At 40.0% G+C, this 17,030-nt stretch carries 14 protein-coding genes; 12 read left to right on the forward strand and 2 right to left on the reverse strand.

The features are described 5' to 3' along the window. Positions 1–232: 232 nt before the first annotated feature. Entirely contained in the window at positions 233–1,261 is a 1,029-nt protein-coding gene (locus ACH63V_RS09460; protein WP_151988537.1) for an AraC family transcriptional regulator, read from the reverse strand. Between the two features lie 166 nt (positions 1,262–1,427). On the opposite strand from ACH63V_RS09460, the gene ACH63V_RS09465 reads away from it, so the two are divergent. The 3 genes from ACH63V_RS09465 (at position 1,428) to ACH63V_RS09475 (ending at position 5,219) form a co-directional block, all read left to right on the forward strand. After that, a complete protein-coding gene (locus tag ACH63V_RS09465) occupies positions 1,428–2,198 on the forward strand; it encodes a 3-hydroxyacyl-CoA dehydrogenase (protein WP_396463349.1) in 771 nt (256 codons plus the stop codon). A 19-nt stretch (positions 2,199–2,217) separates the two neighbouring features. Beyond that, on the forward strand, positions 2,218–3,354 hold the full coding sequence (locus ACH63V_RS09470) for an acyl-CoA dehydrogenase family protein (protein WP_032001313.1): 1,137 nt from the start codon (positions 2,218–2,220) through the stop codon (positions 3,352–3,354). Positions 3,355–3,575: 221 nt separating this feature from the next. Continuing rightward, positions 3,576–5,219 (forward strand): AMP-binding protein, encoded by a 1,644-nt coding sequence (locus ACH63V_RS09475; RefSeq protein ID WP_396463350.1) that lies wholly within the window; start codon positions 3,576–3,578, stop codon positions 5,217–5,219. Between the two features lie 44 nt (positions 5,220–5,263). On the opposite strand, the gene ACH63V_RS09480 is transcribed toward ACH63V_RS09475, so the two are convergent. Next, positions 5,264–5,842, reverse strand: a complete 579-nt coding sequence (locus ACH63V_RS09480; RefSeq protein WP_396463351.1) for a flavin reductase family protein — start codon at positions 5,840–5,842, stop codon at positions 5,264–5,266. Positions 5,843–6,011: 169 nt separating this feature from the next. Between ACH63V_RS09480 and ACH63V_RS09485 the strand changes: the two genes are divergently transcribed. The 9 genes from ACH63V_RS09485 to ACH63V_RS09525 all read left to right on the forward strand — a co-directional run bounded on the left by ACH63V_RS09485 (position 6,012) and on the right by ACH63V_RS09525 (position 16,991). Next, complete coding sequence (locus ACH63V_RS09485) at positions 6,012–6,788, forward strand: HesA/MoeB/ThiF family protein (protein WP_311087375.1); 777 nt, start codon at positions 6,012–6,014, stop codon at positions 6,786–6,788. 58 nt (positions 6,789–6,846) lie between these two features. Next, on the forward strand, positions 6,847–8,145 hold the full coding sequence (locus ACH63V_RS09490; RefSeq protein WP_209046147.1) for an AarF/ABC1/UbiB kinase family protein: 1,299 nt from the start codon (positions 6,847–6,849) through the stop codon (positions 8,143–8,145). A 15-nt stretch (positions 8,146–8,160) separates the two neighbouring features. Continuing rightward, complete coding sequence (folB, locus tag ACH63V_RS09495) at positions 8,161–8,541, forward strand: dihydroneopterin aldolase (RefSeq protein ID WP_004886499.1); 381 nt, start codon at positions 8,161–8,163, stop codon at positions 8,539–8,541. Further along, on the forward strand, positions 8,498–8,935 hold the full coding sequence (locus ACH63V_RS09500; RefSeq protein ID WP_396463352.1) for a 2-amino-4-hydroxy-6-hydroxymethyldihydropteridine diphosphokinase: 438 nt from the start codon (positions 8,498–8,500) through the stop codon (positions 8,933–8,935). Before folB ends, ACH63V_RS09500 begins: the two co-directional genes overlap by 44 nt. 258 nt (positions 8,936–9,193) lie before the next feature. Continuing rightward, positions 9,194–10,903: a potassium-transporting ATPase subunit KdpA gene (gene kdpA / locus ACH63V_RS09505; RefSeq protein ID WP_396463353.1), complete on the forward strand. Its 1,710-nt coding sequence runs from the start codon at positions 9,194–9,196 to the stop codon at positions 10,901–10,903. Between the two features lie 8 nt (positions 10,904–10,911). After that, the gene (gene kdpB, locus ACH63V_RS09510) at positions 10,912–12,951 is read left to right on the forward strand and encodes a potassium-transporting ATPase subunit KdpB (RefSeq protein WP_272244681.1); all 2,040 of its coding nucleotides are present in this window, start codon (positions 10,912–10,914) and stop codon (positions 12,949–12,951) included. Positions 12,952–12,964: 13 nt separating this feature from the next. Continuing rightward, the gene (gene kdpC / locus ACH63V_RS09515; RefSeq protein WP_396463354.1) at positions 12,965–13,570 is read left to right on the forward strand and encodes a potassium-transporting ATPase subunit KdpC; all 606 of its coding nucleotides are present in this window, start codon (positions 12,965–12,967) and stop codon (positions 13,568–13,570) included. A 38-nt stretch (positions 13,571–13,608) separates the two neighbouring features. Next, the gene (locus tag ACH63V_RS09520; RefSeq protein WP_396463355.1) at positions 13,609–16,263 is read left to right on the forward strand and encodes an ATP-binding protein; all 2,655 of its coding nucleotides are present in this window, start codon (positions 13,609–13,611) and stop codon (positions 16,261–16,263) included. Positions 16,264–16,274: 11 nt separating this feature from the next. After that, on the forward strand, positions 16,275–16,991 hold the full coding sequence (locus ACH63V_RS09525) for a response regulator (protein WP_396463356.1): 717 nt from the start codon (positions 16,275–16,277) through the stop codon (positions 16,989–16,991). Positions 16,992–17,030: the final 39 nt, after the last annotated feature.

Below are 17,030 nucleotides of genomic sequence, written 5' to 3' on the forward strand. Positions count from 1 at the left end.
TAAAACCGAACTAAAATAATAAATCATCCTTTCATGTGTTTAGTGGCTTACAAACTTAGTTATTTTGATTTGTAAATCAGTTTGAAAGATAAAAGTTTAGATAAAATTATAAGTTAATGTTTTATAGGCATTATTAAGTTTTAAATAATGCGTTATATGAAATATTCAATTTAAAAGACATAAATATCATAAGCTTAAGTTTTAAAACTTAAAGCTTCGTTGGAAGCATATGCTATTGCTTGTGTGTAGTTAAATTATCTCGATACGCACCTGGGCTAACACCTGTCCATTTTTTAAAAGCACGGTGAAAAGCACTTGGGTCGTGGAAATTTAAGTCTTCACTAATGTCTTGTATTGAATCATTACTTTTGCTTAAGCGTTCAATCGCAATATCGCAACGAATTTCATTTTTAATTTGTTGATAACTTACTCCCTCGTGTTTGAGACGACGTTGAACAGTAGCTTCCGAAATATTGAGTTGCTGTGCTACATCTTTAAGTTCGGGCCATTGAGCAGGATGAAGCTTTAATAAATGACGACGAATAAGAACGCTCAAGGCATTTTCATTTTTAAAGCGAACTAACAGATTTTGTGGAGTTTGCTCTAAAAAATCATAAAGCGCTTTTTTATCTTTTTTAATTTTAATATCTAAGTAGTGGGCATCAAACTCAACCTGATTTACTTCGGCATTAAATTTTATATCTTCACAGAAACGAACTAGATAATCTTGAATATCGTTTGGTTTTGAACAGCGTACCGCAATATTGTTTAAGCCAATTCGCTGATCTACTAACCAACACATAAGCCCATGTACCAACATTAAAAAGGTTGCGTAGGTAAACATACGTTTGGGGTGTTCACGATCACGAATGACCAAATAAGCTTTTTCTTGTTCTCGAATTAACTCTCCATGCATATCATCTAAAACGAAGTTAAAAAACTTCAAAATATCATAGAGAGCCTTTTCTAAAGTTTCAGCCGTACTGACGAGTTTTGTAAGTAATTTATAGCTGCCACGGCGCATAGGGTGGCTATCCATCCCAAAAAACTCATCATTCATGGCATTGGCAAGTTCTATCCATAATTGTGCATATGTTGCTACCGGAACACGCGCTTTAGGTGTCATAAGTAATTCTGCAGGAATACCCGCTTTATTCAGAATAATTTGAGTATTTAGACCCTTGGCATAAGCCGCACTTAATGCTTCATGTACCAGTGCAATCGAAATTGTTCCTTTACTTAAAGAAGATTGGACAACCATGTCAAAGACTCATTTTTTTACGTATTTCAAGTGAAATATTTCATATTCAAAATTTGGATTGATCAAAAGCTGCAAGCATTTTGAGGTTTTTTGAAATTGTATCGGAAAAAAACAACTTTTACTCTCACTACTAAGGTTAAAGAACATTTCTATAGGACGTTACATAATGAAAATTCAAGGAAAACATTTCGTGATTACAGGTGGCGGCTCTGGTTTAGGGGCTGCAACTGCTGAGTATTTGGTAAAGCAGGGTGCCTCAGTCACATTAGTAGACATGAATGTAGAAGCAGGTGAGCAGCAGGCGAAACAGTTAGGGCCAAAAGCTGACTTTGTAAAACTTGATGTAACCGATGAAGCAGCTGCTGAGCAATTCTTTAAAGATGTGTTGGCTAAACATGGTCATTTGCATGGTTTGGTGAACTGTGCAGGTATTGGCCCTTCTGCGAAAGTAGTTGGCCGTGAGGGCGTTCATGACTTGGGGTTATTTGCAAAGACTTTAGATATTAATGTCACAGGTACATTTAACATGCTGCGTTTTGCAGCAGATGCAATGAGCAAAAACACGGTTGAAGAAGGTGAAGAGGACCGTGGCGTCATTGTGAACACAGCTTCTGTTGCGGCATTTGATGGTCAAATTGGACAAGCAGCTTATTCTGCATCTAAAGGCGCTATTGTGGCGATGACTTTACCGATTGCACGTGAGCTTGCGCGCCATGCTATTCGTATTATGACTATTGCACCGGGAATCATGGAAACTCCAATGCTTAAGGGTATGCCACAAAATGTACAAGATGCTTTGGGGCAAATGGTTCCGTACCCATCTCGTTTAGGAAAACCAGAAGAGTTTGCTCGTTTGGTCGCACATATTGCTGAAAATTCCTATTTAAATGGTGAAGTTATCCGTTTAGATGGTGCAATTCGCATGGCAGCAAAATAATAAAAATAAGGATGTTGAAATGATTCTAAATGCTGAACAAAGTATGGTTCAGGAGATGATGCGTAACTATGCGCAAAATCAGTTAAAACCAACAGCTGCACATCGCGATAAGACCCATGAATTTCCGGCTCAGGAACTCAAAGATTTAGGTGCACTAGGTGCTATGGGAATGACTGTGCCCGATGAATGGGGCGGTGCCGGAATGGATTATGTATCTTTGGTACTCGCAATTGAGGAAATTGCCGCAGGTGATGGTGCTATTTCGACAATCGTAAGCGTACAAAACTCTTTGATTTGCGGTATTACATTGGCATACGGTTCAGAGCAGCAAAAACAAACCTATTTGCCAAAATTTGCCTCTGGCGAATGGTTGGGATGCTTTTGTTTAACTGAGCCACATGTTGGTTCCGATGCGAGCGCGATTTTATGTAAAGCCGAGCGAGATGGTGACCATTGGGTTCTCAATGGCGTAAAGCAATTCATTACCAGCGGTAAAAATGCTCAAGTGGCTTTGGTATTTGCGGTTACAGATAAACAGGCTGGCAAAAAAGGCATTTCATGCTTTCTTGTACCGACCAATACACAAGGCTACTTGGTGACTCGTATTGAAGACAAAATGGGTCAACATGCTTCCGATACAGCGACAATTACTCTCGAAAACTGTCGAATTCCTTTAGAAAATTTGGTGGGGCAAGAAGGTGAAGGTTATAAAATTGCACTATCTAATTTAGCGGCTGGTCGTATTGGTATTGCGGCTCAATCTGTCGGTATGGCAAGAGCTGCTTTTGATGCAGCCGTGCAATACGCAAATGAACGTAAGGCCTTTGGTGTAGAGCTGGTTCAGCATCAGGCGGTTGGTTTTCGCTTAGCAGATATGGCAACCCAGATTGAAGCGGCACATCAGCTAGTTTTGCATGCGGCAACTTTAAAAGATGCGGGACTACCTTGTTTAAAAGAGGCCTCAATGGCGAAACTCTTTGCATCAACTATGGCTGAGCGAGTATGTTCGGATGCAATCCAGATTCATGGCGGTTATGGATACGTCAGTGATTTCCCCGTTGAGAGAATTTATCGTGATGTCCGCGTAAGCCAGATTTATGAAGGTGCTTCTGATATTCAGCGCTTGGTGATTGCTCGTGAAGTGGCTCAAGTTTAGATCATAAGGTATTGAGTTTTTAAACTTAAAACTGCAAGAAGCCGCACACCATGTGCGGTTTCTTGCAATTGAAATGATGCATTTTTGCTATTAGTTTTGTTTTGAAATAGATGGAAAAGTTGAAGAAATATTCTTCGAGCTTTAGCTAAAACAATAACAGTCAGGACAGATTTTGTGGCCTTACACAAAATCAATCATCAAACGGAATGAAGGTGAGCATCATGAAAACTTTAGCAGAAGCTTATCAGCAATTTGATCTTGCAAAACTCATTGAAGAGCAACTTGTTGGGCATCCCCAAGCAATAAATGCTTATGTTGAGTGCTGTGAGCGTTATGTAGGAAAAAATAAAACAGCGCTTATTTGGGAAGGAAAAAACGGGCAGGCAGAGCACTATACCTTCGAACAACTTGCTGAGCTTTCTGGAAAACTTGCTAACTTCTTTAAAGCACAAGGAATTCAAGCTGGAGATTGTATTGCAGGACTTCTACCGAGAACGCCTGAGTTATTAATTACAATTTTGGCAGCGTGGCGCATTGGGGCTGTTTATCAGCCTTTATTTACTGCTTTTGAAGCAAAATCAATTGATCACCGTATTACGACTGCTCAAACGAAATTGATTGTGACTAATGATGAACAACGCCCTAAACTGAATACTTTAAATATTCCGGTTATTGTCACTGTTCATCAGACTGGTCCTTTATCTGAACATGACTTCGATTTTTGGCAATCTTTACAACGCTATTCTGAGCAATGTGAGCCAGTAAATCGTAGCTTTGATGATGACTTTTTAATGATGTTTACCTCTGGTACGACTGGACTTGCGAAGTCTGTACCCGTTCCACTAAAAGCAATTTTGGCATTTAAAGGTTATATGACTCATGCTGTCGATTTGCGTGAAGAGGATATATTCTGGAATTTGGCAGATCCGGGCTGGGCGTATGGCTTGTATTATGGCATTACTGGGCCTTTAAGCTTGGGGCATAGCATTATTATGGATGAGCGCTCATTTAATGTTGACCAAGCCATTGAGCTGATCAAAAAATACAAAATAAATAATTTAACAGGATCGCCAACAGCATTTCGAATGTTCTTTGGGTTTAAGGAAAAATTTGACCCTTCAATTAAACAACATTTACGCGTAGTGAGTAGTGCAGGTGAGCCATTAACTCCTGAGGTTGTGAACTGGTTTAAGCAGGATTTAGAGGTCAATATTTTTGATCAGTATGGCCAAACTGAACTCGGCATGGTGATTGCGAACCACCATGCGCTTGAGCACCCATTAAAAGTAGGTTCAGCTGGTTTTGCAATTCCTGGGCATCGTTTTGCGGTGTTAGACCAAAATTATCAAGAATTACCAACTGGTGGTGTTGGTATTTTGGCGATGGACTCGGAGCAGTCGCCATTAATGTGGTTTAAAGGCTATGGTGGCAATAATCGCAAAGCTTTTGTTGGTAAGTATTATTTAACTGGTGACACGGTCACTTTAAACGAACATGGCGGCATTGATTTTGTTGGACGTGCTGACGATGTCATTACAACATCGGGCTACCGAGTTGGACCATTCGATGTTGAAAGTACTTTGTTAGAGTGCGAAGCGGTATTAGAGTCAGCAGTAATTGGTAAACCAGATCCGGAACGTACCGAAATAGTCAAAGCTTTTGTGGTGCTTAAACCTGCTTATCAAGCGTGTGAAACATTAAAAGATAAATTACAGCAATATGTTCGTAACCGTTTATCTCGGCATGCGTACCCAAAAGAAATCGAGTTTGTGGATAGTCTACCGAAAACCACGAGCGGAAAAATTCAAAGAGGATTATTGAAGCAGCAAGAAATTGCAAAAATGCAGCAAGCCTACGCAAGCTAAGTTGAACAAAGGGAAATATTTAGAATTTCCCTTTATTTTTTATATTAGAGGTCGGCTTTCACTTCTTCACCAATCAAGTAAAACGTTCCACCAGCAATATAGTGTAGGCTACGAAGTTCTTTTGGTGCATCCTGAAAATGCCAGTGCCCATCTCTAAAAACGCGGCTATCTGCCCATGCACTTACAACAGAACCAATAAATAAATCATGAGCTGACTGATTGTGCGGTTCAGGAATAAGTTTACAAACCAGCCATGCGATACAACCTGATACAAGTGGGCTAGTAAGACCTTCTTGATAAAACAGTTCAACACCGCAGTGTTCAAGTTTTTGTGGGTCATCTAATTTACTAATGGTGCCAAGTTGTTTGGTCATATTAAGCTGTGCATAGCAAGGAACTTGTAGGGTGAAGTAACCGCTTTGCTCAACAAGCTGTCGAGTTTTCGTACTTTTATCTAAAACTACAGACACTTTGGCAGGTTTAAACTCTAATGCACATGCCCATGCGGCAGCCATTACATTGCGGTCATCACCATGTTGTGCAGAAACCAGCACAGTTGGACCATGATTTAATAAACGATAAGCTTTTTCTAACTCTACTGGTGCAATATATGATTGAGACATATTTAGCCTAAGTAACAAAGAAACTAGTTCATTCTATTGTTGCAGAAAGTGTGAGAGAAGTAATGTGATAGGGTATTAACCGAATAAAAAAGTTGTTTCCATTTTATAGCTTTCATAATGATTGACTTAGTCATAAAATCACTTGGCTTCTAAGTGAAAGGATTAACGCGTGACCGAGCTTCAAGATATCGATTTTGTAGAGTTAAGTGATGAAGAAATGCATCTCTATAGCCGTCAGATTTTACTTGATGGATGGGATATTGAAGCTCAGGAAAAACTCAAACTTGCCAATGTACTGATTGTTGGTGCTGGTGGTATAGGTTGTAGCAGTGCAGAGCTACTCGCACGAGCAGGGGTTGGAAAAATTACACTCATTGATGCCGATACCATTGAGATAAGTAATTTACAGCGTCAAATTGCATTTGGTCATGAAGATATTGGTCGTTATAAAGCTGAAGTTTTAGCAAAACGGTTACAGAAAATTAACCCTTATATCTGTGTTGAATACTTTAATGAACGTTTAGACGAACATAACATTGATAGACTTGTTGAACACCAAGATGTAGTGCTGGATGGTTGTGATAACTTTACAACTCGCTATTTAGTGAATAGTGCTTGTAAAAAGCATCAGGTCGCATTAATTAGTGCTTCTGCAATTGGCTTTCAGGCGCAAATGTTTATGGTTGAAGGTGATTCAGCTTGTTATGAATGTTTATTCCCAAAAGAACAGCATGACAATGAAGGCCTTCGCTGTGCAGAGTCAGGAGTGCTTGCAACTACTCCTGTAATGATAGCGTCATTACAAGCACATCACACTTTGTTATATTTAGGGCTTAATCGCACTCCTCTGAAACAAAAACTGTTACTTTGGGATGGGTTAAATATGACACAACGTATTGTTAATTTTGATAAAGATATAAATTGTCCACTTTGTCAGGCAAGCTAATCAGCAAATAAAGCAAAATTTGCTACACTTGAGACGAATATTCTGGTTCTAAAGAAATATGAAAAAAAATATTTTATTTGATGGATTGCGCTCAGTTGCCCGTATCGGTGAAACCGCAGTGGTTGCGGCTAAAGCTGGTATTAAGTACGCAACTGATAAGCCAAGTAATGCCAAACTCATGCGTGAGACTTTTGAGTCGCTTGGCTCAACGTATATTAAGCTTGGTCAGTTTATCGCGAGTACACCATCGCTATTTCCGCGTGAATATGTAGAAGAATTTCAAGGTTGTTTAGATCAGACCCCAACTCTGCCATTTAGTTATATTCAAGGCGTACTTGCTTCTGAATTTGAAGGACGAGATTTAAGCCAGATTTTTAGCTACATCGATGAAAAACCTTTAGCTTCTGCTTCAATTGCTCAGGTACATGCGGCTAAACTGACGACCGGCGAAGATGTCGTTATCAAAGTACAAAAACCTGGTGTAGAAACTATTTTATACACTGACTTAAATGTGGTGCATTGGGCAGCTAAACTACTTGAACGTGCAGTCCCTAAAATCAAGTTTGCTGCTCTTTCTGATATTGTCGATGAAATTAAAACCCGTATGGTGCGTGAAGTCGACTTTATTGAAGAAGCCCAAAACTTAGATGACTTTATAGAATATTTAAATATTTCTCAAAACCACGCTGCGACAGCGCCTAAAGTTTATCATCAGTTTTCTACGCGCCGTGTCTTGACCATGCAACGTCTATACGGTGTGTCTTTGACAGATTTTAGTGTCGTAAAACAATATGCTAAAGATCCATCACAAGTGCTGATTACTGCTATGAATACATGGTTTGGTAGTCTTATGCTCTGTAAGAGTTTCCACGCTGACTTACATGCTGGAAACCTAATGTTGCTTGAAGATGGCCGAATTGGTTTTATCGATTTCGGTATTGTGGGGCAGTTAAAGCCAGAAGTCTGGACAGCGTGTATTGCATTTATGGATGCCTTACAAAAAACTGATTATCAGGCAATGGCTGAAAATATGCTGAAAATGGGCATGACCCATAATAAGGTCGATGTTCAGGTTTTAGCTCAAGATTTAGAGCGTTTGTTTAATGGCGTCTTAATGGCCGATCCACAGCAAATTCTGTCTACCAATCCTGCCGATTTAAATGACATCATGATGGATATGGTAGGTGTAGGCGAGCGCCACGGTATTAAATTCCCTCGAGATTTTGCCTTGTTATTTAAGCAAATGCTTTATTTCGATCGTTTTATGCGCGTACTCGCACCATATACTGATATTTATGCAGACCAACGTTTGAAAATGGTTCAAAATATGGAACCTGCTTCGTTGTTAAAGCACTAAGGTCAGTTTAAATTTATGGATGCCATTATTATTGAAGGCTTGAAGGTTGATACAGTGATTGGCTGTTTCAACTGGGAAAGACAAATCATTCAACCTTTAATGTTGGATTTAACCATCCATAATGATTTGAGCCGAGCTGCAGCGTCTGACAAGCTTGAGGACACACTCAACTATGCCCAGATTTGTGAGTTATCGGCTCAAACCATTCAGCAAGCCAAACCTGAGTTAATTGAGCACGCAGCTCATCTAGTTTTGCAATGTTTATTTGAAACCTTTCCAACAATTGAAAAAATTACCATAACCATCCGTAAGCCAGCCATCATTGCAGAAGCAAACGCTGTAGGAATTCGTCTTGAACGCACCAGAAACAATTTTTGCGCTCGCCCTAGCGAGTAATTTAGACGCAGATCAACACTTTACTTTTGCTTATACGCAATTAGCAACTTTGGGGAAAGTGCAGTTTTCATCTGTTTATCAAATTCCATGCCGAGATGGTATTGGAGATGATTACTGGAATTCAGCATGTCTATTAAGAAGCACTTTAGCCTGTGAACAAATTGAATCTTTTCTCAAAAAACTTGAGTCAGATTCTGGACGTGTTCGTCCTTCACATCATATTTCTTTAGATGTAGATTTGATTGCATGGGGAAGTGATCTCGACCATATGCAATTTAATTCTAAAAAACTACCTTTAGCACTCGATGTCAAAATCCCTTTATATGAGCTTTGGCATTGTGAAAGTTTAAAGGTTGATAGTCCACTTTATCCGATCGTCAATTTTAAAGTTTAAAAGCTTTCAAACTAGATTTTACGCAAAATTTACGCGGCCTTTGAGTTCCTCAATAGAGAATTTACGAGCATTTTATCCATACTGAAATCCACTAAATTAGTGTTACTTCAGGACAATAAAGATGCTTATAAATTCTCAAATGCGCATCTTGCATCAGTCTGGCATAGCCTTATGCGGACTAAAAACAAATGATATCTCTTCATCTCTCCTTATTTCCAATTTGGCAAATCAAGCCAAGGGGTATAGAGGAGAATAGCCATGTTAGAACTTATCCTTGTTTTATTTATTGCTATTTTTTTAGCATGGTGCCTCAGCAAATATCTATCCAAAGTGATGACAAATCAGCCGATGGTTGGCGATGGATTATTTCGTTGGATTGAAAATCCTGTATATCGCTTGTTAGGCATATCTCCACAACAACAAATGAACTGGAAACAATATTCTTTAGCATTTGTTGTTAGCTGTGTTTTTCTAGCTATAGCCGTTTTTGCTATTTTTATGACGCAAGCATGGCTACCATTAAACCCAAATCATGCACCAAATATGAGTTGGGATTTAGCATTACACACGGTTATTTCATTTTTAACAAACACCAACCAACAGCATTATTCTGGTCAAGCTCAATTATCTTATTTGTCGCAAATGACAGGTATTGTAGGTTTGCAAGTCATCACACCAATGATGGGACTAGCTTTAGTTGTTGCGACTTTAAGAGCTTTCTTTTATCAACGTCCTAGTCATATTGCAGCGGATGTTGCTGAACAGCCAGATCAAATTTTAATTGGTAACTATTGGGCAGATGTGATCCGCCCTACAGTACGTTTCTTGCTTCCTCTGTGTTTTGTTTGGTCATTGTTGCTCAATAGCCAAGGCGTGCCTGCAACTTTTCAAGGTGGGCCGGAAGTACAAGTTATTGATAAAGCGAATACAGTACAAACCCAAAAAATTCCATTAGGTCCAGTTGCCCCAATGGTCGCTATTAAGCAATTGGGTAGTAATGGTGGCGGTTGGTATGGTCCAAATAGTGCTGCACCTTTAGAAAATCCAACGCCGTTATCTAACTTCTTGGAAATGCTTGCGATTTTACTCATTCCAATTACAGTTATTTTTATGGTGGGACATTTTACTCAACGTAAAAAATTTGCCTATTTTGTATTTGGTAGCATGCTTTTCATGTCGGTTATTTCAGGTGCAGCGGCTGTCTGGTCTGAGAGTATATCATCGACAGCATCTCAATTTGCCGTAATGGAAGGTAAAGAACAACGATTTGGACCAGCAGCATCAGCAGTTTGGGCAGCGCTTACTACACAGGTAAATAACGGTTCGGTCAATATGATGCATGATTCTTCTGCACCGCTTACCGGTTTAGTCGAACTCATTAACATGCTAATTAATGCCATTTGGGGTGGTGTGGGCTGTGGTCTGCAACAGTTTATGATTTATCTGTTACTCGCAGTATTTATTGCAGGTTTAATGACAGGTCGTACCCCTGAATTGTTTGGGCGCAAGATTGAAGCCGCAGAAATTAAGTTGCTCGCGATTATTATTTTGATTCAACCTTTAGTCATTCTTGCATTTACCGCATTAAGCCTCAGCGTTCCAGGCATATCTGGAATTAGTAATCCAGGACCACATGGTATTAGCCAAGTGTTCTACGAATATGTTTCTGCATTTGCAAACAATGGTTCAGGTTTCGAAGGTCTTGGAGACAACACGGTATGGTGGAATGTTACTTGTAGTATTGCTCTACTGTTAGGACGCTTCCCGACATTAATTTTGCCATTAATGATTGCAACACGTTTAGCAGCAAAAAGAAAAGCACCCGAAACAGCAGGTAGTCTTCAGGTTGAAACTCCAACCTTTGCTTTAACGCTGATTACGATTGTTGTGTTGCTTACCTTATTACAATTTATGCCAGTTCTTGTCCTTGGGCCTATTGCCGATCAACTTTTGTTGGTTAAAGGCTAAGGAGGCGAGTGAAAATGAATACACAAACTCATGTAAATAGCCATAAACAAACCATGGCAGTGCCAAATTTTGAAGTTTGGAAAAATGCATTTGTGAAACTGCTACCACAGCATGCAATTAAAAACCCTGTGATGGCAATTGTATGGCTTGGAACAGTGGTTACAGGCATTAGTACAATCTTAGGTTACACCACGCTGTTATTTGGTTTAGTGGTTACAGCAATTCTGTTTATTACGATTTTATTTGCTAACTATGCCGAAGCAGTTGCAGAGGCTAGAGGCCGTGGGCAGGCATCTTCACTACGTGCAGCAAGAGAAAATTTAACGGCTCGAAGACTCAACTCTTTGACAGACCGTCAAGCGACTCAAGTTGCAGCGACCGAACTTCATTTAAATGATTTTATTGAAGTACATGCAGGTGAGCTTGTTCCAGCCGACGGTGAGATTGTAGAAGGCTTTGCGACCATTAATGAATCGGCTGTTACAGGTGAGTCAGCACCTGTGCTACGTGAAGCTGGAACAGACCGTTCAGGTGTTATTGGCGGAACCAAAGTACTTACAGATCGTATTGTTGTGCAAGTGACTGCTGAATCTGGTCAAAGTTTCTTAGACCGTATGATTGCTTTGGTCGAAGGTTCAAATCGTCAAAAAACACCGAATGAGATTGCGCTTGGCTTCTTGTTAATGGTGATGACAATCACGTTTTTAATTGTCGTGATTAGCTTGCCATTTATTGCCAAGTATTTGCATATTGAACTTGATCCAGTCGTGCTCGTGGCGTTATTGGTCTGCTTGATTCCTACAACCATTGGTGGCTTGTTACCTGCGATTGGTATTGCGGGGATGAACCGTGCACTCAAAGCCAATGTTTTGGCAAAATCAGGTAAAGCTGTAGAAGTTGCGGGTGACATTGATGTGCTTTTACTCGATAAAACAGGAACCATTACTTATGGTGATCGTCAAGCGACTTCTTTTTATCCTTTAACTTCGGTAACCGAGTCTGAATTAAGAGCTGCTGCTTGGGTAAGTTCACTTGCCGACCCAACACCAGAAGGTAAATCGATTGTTAAGTTAGCAAAAGAGCAAGGCTTAAAACAGCAAGAACCTGAGCAAGCTGAATTTATCTCTTTTAGTGCTTCGACTCGAATTTCTGGTGTGAATTTACCGAATGGTGACCAAATTCGTAAAGGTGCTTTAGATGCAATCTTGAAATTTGTAGATGAAGATTATTCTCAAGATTTAGAGTTAAAAGCACGTGTTAAGCAAGTTGCCAAAAAGGGTGCGACACCATTGGTTGTCGCAAATCAACATCATGTACTGGGGGTGATTGAACTCTCAGATGTGATTAAACACGGCATTAAAGAACGTTTTGCTCGTTTAAGAGAAATGGGTATCAAAACCGTCATGGTTACAGGTGATAACCCATTAACTGCGGCCGCGATTGCTGCTGAAGCGGGTGTAGATGACTATATTGCCGAAGCAAAACCAGAAGACAAATTGGCTTGTATTCGCACCGAACAACAACAAGGTCGTTTAGTTGCAATGGTCGGTGACGGAACCAACGATGCGCCAGCATTAGCACAAGCTGATATTGGTCTAGCCATGAACTCGGGTACACAAGCTGCAAAAGAAGCCGGCAACATGGTTGATTTAGACTCAGATCCAACCAAACTACTTGCTGTGGTCGAGATTGGGAAACAGCAGTTGATTACCCGTGGTGCTTTAACAACATTTTCATTGGCAAACGACGTCTCTAAATACTTTGCCATCTTGCCTGCATTGTTCGCTGCTGCGATTCCACAAATGCAAGTATTGAATGTAATGCATTTAGCAAGCCCAAACAGCGCGATTTTATCTGCATTAATTTTTAACGCGATTATTATCCCGCTATTAATTCCAATCGCACTCCGAGGCGTCAAATTTAAACCTTCAACTGCAACTCAGTTATTACGTCGAAATATGTTGATTTATGGTGTGGGCGGTGTGGTTCTGCCATTTATTGCCATCAAAGCGATTGATGTAGTGATTGTTCAATTATTTGGTTTGTAATCTGGAGTTTGAAATGAAAACTTATGCACAAAATTCAGAAGCAAATTTGGGTCAGACCTTAAGAGCATCTTTGGGATTATTAATTTTTACTCTGGTGGGTTGCGGTGCTATTTATAGTGCGATCGCTACAGGTGCGGGACAGGTGTTATTCAAAAATCAAGCAAATGGTAGTTTGATTGAAATAGACCATAAAGTTTTAGGGTCAAAATTAGTTGCTCAGCCATTTGTTGGAGAGGCTTATTTTCATCCACGTCCTTCAGCAGTCGCTTATGACCCGATGTCTATGGGGGCCACAAACCTAGCCCTTACCAATCCAGAGCTTCAAAAACAAATTGATGCTCAGATTCTTGCGGTGAAAAAACAAGATCATACAGGTAATACATCGATTCCAAGCGATTTGGTGACTAAATCGGGTAGTGGTATCGACCCGCATATTAGCCCTGAGGCAGCTCAGTTACAGGTTGCCAGAGTAGCTCAAGCGCGTCATTTAAACCCTAAAGTTGTAGAAGAGTTACTTCAAAAGCATATTGAACCAGTTCAGTTTGGTGTACTAGGGCAAGCTCGTGTTAATGTATTAGAGCTAAATATCGCTTTAGATCACTTACAATCTACACATTAACTTGAAAATAAAATTGTTAGTTTACCGGATGATATCAAGTGCAAAGCAATCGCGAAAATCAGGCTGAAGCCTTATTAAATCATGTCAACAGATATCAAGCCGGTCGACTAACGGTCTTTCTCGGTGCGGCACCTGGTGTTGGAAAAACCTATGCCATGCTTGCCCGCGCTAAAGAGTTATATCAACAGGGCACAGATGTTGTTGTGGGTATTGTTGAAACCCATGGAAGAATAGAAACTCTAAAAATTTTGGAAGGGTTGCCTCAAATTGCTAGAAAGGAAATGCAATATCAGGGGCATACTTTAGAAGAAATGGACTTGGATGCTATTTTACTTAGGCATCCAGAAATTGTTTTGGTTGATGAATTGGCTCATCGCAATATACCCAATAGTCGCCATGAACGACGGTGGCAAGATGTCAATGAATTGCTAGACGCTGGTATTGATGTATTTACCACCATGAATATTCAGCATTTAGAAAGCTTAAACGATGTGGTGCATCAGATTACGGGCATTCGAGTAAATGAAACTGTGCCAGATCGTGTATTTGATCGTATTCGAGATATTCGTTTAATTGATTTACCTGTCAGTGAACTCATTGAAAGGCTCCATCAAGGAAAAGTTTATGTGCCAGAGCAAGCGAATCTGGCGTTACAAGGCTTTTTTAGCATTTCAAATTTAACAGCATTGCGTGAACTGGCAATGCAATGCGTTGCTGAGCATGTCGATTTAGATTTAAAACAGAGTTACACCTCTAAGGGTTTGAAGTCTATTTCGTTGCAAAATGAATTGATGATTGCGATAGATGGACAAGGTTCTTCTGAATATTTAGTACGGGCAGGTTGTCGATTAGCTGAACGCTATGGAGCAACATGGACTGTAGTGAATGTTGCTAAAAGTTTGGACTTTGGACAGAGTTCAGGAAACTCATATAAAAAAGAATATATCGAGATCGACCGCGCATTTGAGCTGGCTCGACAACTCGGTGGTCGAACAGAAGTCTTATATGGGCATCGAGTTGCGTCAGTGTTAATGGATGCTGCCGTTGATCGAGGTATTTCCAATCTGGTCATTGGCAAAAGTATTTCGCCGTGGTGGTTAAAGTTATTTAAGAAAAATTTAGCTCAGCAATTATTAAATCAAGAAAACTCGATTGCTTTAACGATTTTGCATCCAGAACAGGGCACTAAAAAGACAACTCAACTTGAAAAGCCATCATTTTTATCATTAAAAGAAAGTGTTTTTGTTTTAGCGGTTACTTGTGTCAGTATTTTTATAGCTCACTTTGCCGAAGTTCTATTGGGTATTGAAGACTTTTCTGTCATTTTTATTATTTCAGTTTTAATTGTAGCAACGAAAACCCGAATGCTTGCTGCAGTAGTGGCTGCTCTTATTTGTTTCTTAGCCTACAATTTTTTCTTTATAGCACCACGTTTTACATTTCAAATTTCAGCACATCAAGGGGTGGTTACCGTTGTTGCTTTTTTTGCGGCAGCTTTAATCGCTGGGCGGTTGGCTTCTCAGTTACGTCAGCAGGTTTTGTCTTTAAAAGCTGCGAATGCCTACACCACAGTGATGCAAGACTTGGCACGTAAGCTTTCTAGTGCGGTGAACCTTGAAGAAGTCATGCAAACAGGACGTATGACTTTAGAAACCCAGCTGCAAACTAAGGTGTGGATTTCTATTCAAGATAGAGTTATTTCATCTGACATAGAGCTAAACGATAAAGAAAAAGTAGCCGCAGAATGGTGCTTGAAACATCAACAACCGTGCGGACGTTTTACCGATACTCTTAGTCAATCAAACTGGTGGTTTTTACCTCTTTTAGAACAGAAAAATAGCCTAGGTATAGTGGGAATTTACTTTAAGGATGACGTAGTTTCTCTAAATTTTGAGCAAAAGAAACTGACGGAAAGTGTAATCGAATATATTGCACAGGCAGCACTTCGAACCCAATTGGTGAATGAGCTAGAACAAGCAAAAGTCACCAGTGAAACAGAGCGCTTACGTTCTGCTTTATTATCTTCGGTATCACATGATTTACGCTCGCCACTTGCTTCTATTATTGGAGCAGCAGACACACTTGCCAATTTTAAAGCTGATATGTCAGAACAAGACCAGCAAGATTTACTTGAAACAATTCATTTAGAAGGTGAGCGTTTAGACCGTTATATCCAAAACTTGCTTGATATGACCCGTTTGGGCCACGAAGGTCTAACTTTAAAAAGAGACTGGATTGGTATCGATGAGTTAATTGGTTCGGCAACCCGCCGTTTAAAGCGCTATAAACCAGATACTCAAGTGGCCGTTCAGTTACCTGAGCAACCGATTAGTTTGTATGTTCACCCAGCGCTGGTAGAACAAGCCATTTTTAATGTTTTAGAAAATGCCGCAAACTTTTCACCTCCAGATGAACCTGTCATGATTCGTGCTCAATTTTCATCAGAAGATGAAGTAAAAATTGAAATTGAAGATAGAGGTGCGGGAATTCCTGAAGACGAAAGACACCGCATTTTCGATATGTTTTACACCATGGAACGAGGAGACCGTGGAAAGTTTGGTACTGGTTTAGGGCTTACAATCGTAAAAGCGATTATTGGTGCTCATATGGGTACAATAGAGGCATTTTCAGGGCGCCAAAATAAAGGTACTTTAATTCAAATCAGATTACCCATTCACCCAGTAAAAGAATAAGTTGTAAATTCATGATAAGTTCCGAAACATCACCTGTAGAGACACGCATTGTGATTATTGATGATGAGCCTCAAATCCGTAAATTTTTAGACATTGCTTTAAGAACTCAAAAATACAAAACCACGCTCTGTGAAACGGGTTACAAAGGCCTAGAGGTTTTGGCAACCCAAGGGGCTGACTTGGTTATTTTAGACTTAGGCTTACCCGATTTAGACGGGAAAGAAGTCCTTCAAGAGTTACGTAGCTGGTCGAATGTGCCTGTTATTGTGTTATCTGTACGTGCTGATGAATATGAAAAAGTTGCTTTGCTAGATGCCGGCGCAAATGACTACATGACCAAGCCTTTTAGTGTGCAAGAGCTTTTGGCGCGCATTCGTGTCATCTTAAGAAGTCAACCAATCCAGCAAGAAGCACATATTTATGACGATGGTTATCTTAAAGTCGATGTCACACAACGTTTGGTTTGGGTCGAGCAACAACCAATTACTTTAACTCGAAAAGAGTTTCAACTTTTAACGTTATTAATGCGCTATCAAGGACAGCTTTTAACACAGCCACAGCTTTTAAAAGAGCTATGGGGGCCAACTCATCAGGAAGATACGCATTATTTGCGTATTTTGGTGGGTAAGTTGCGAAGCAAACTGGGAGATAACGCGATTCAGCCACGTTATATTGCTACTGAGCCTGGTGTTGGGTTACGCTTTTTAGCTAAACAGAAAAATCATTAATGAGATATAAAAAAACCTTAGGGTATTTCTCCCTAAGGG

It is taken from the genome of Acinetobacter sp. ABJ-A23_2, assembly GCF_044538765.1.
GTDB lineage: Bacteria > Pseudomonadota > Gammaproteobacteria > Pseudomonadales > Moraxellaceae > Acinetobacter > Acinetobacter nosocomialis_A.

What these genes read in the sequence shown, in the direction of transcription:
- ACH63V_RS09460 (WP_151988537.1), bottom strand. Translation starts at nt 1,261, where the DNA reads ATGGTTGTCCAATCTTCTTTAAGTAAAGGAACAATTTCGATTGCACTG.
- ACH63V_RS09465 (WP_396463349.1), top strand. Translation starts at nt 1,428, where the DNA reads ATGAAAATTCAAGGAAAACATTTCGTGATTACAGGTGGCGGCTCTGGT.
- ACH63V_RS09470 (WP_032001313.1), top strand. Translation starts at nt 2,218, where the DNA reads ATGATTCTAAATGCTGAACAAAGTATGGTTCAGGAGATGATGCGTAAC.
- ACH63V_RS09475 (WP_396463350.1), top strand. Translation starts at nt 3,576, where the DNA reads ATGAAAACTTTAGCAGAAGCTTATCAGCAATTTGATCTTGCAAAACTC.
- ACH63V_RS09480 (WP_396463351.1), bottom strand. Translation starts at nt 5,842, where the DNA reads ATGTCTCAATCATATATTGCACCAGTAGAGTTAGAAAAAGCTTATCGT.
- ACH63V_RS09490 (WP_209046147.1), top strand. Translation starts at nt 6,847, where the DNA reads ATGAAAAAAAATATTTTATTTGATGGATTGCGCTCAGTTGCCCGTATC.
- folB (WP_004886499.1), top strand. Translation starts at nt 8,161, where the DNA reads ATGGATGCCATTATTATTGAAGGCTTGAAGGTTGATACAGTGATTGGC.
- kdpA (WP_396463353.1), top strand. Translation starts at nt 9,194, where the DNA reads ATGTTAGAACTTATCCTTGTTTTATTTATTGCTATTTTTTTAGCATGG.
- kdpC (WP_396463354.1), top strand. Translation starts at nt 12,965, where the DNA reads ATGAAAACTTATGCACAAAATTCAGAAGCAAATTTGGGTCAGACCTTA.
- ACH63V_RS09525 (WP_396463356.1), top strand. Translation starts at nt 16,275, where the DNA reads ATGATAAGTTCCGAAACATCACCTGTAGAGACACGCATTGTGATTATT.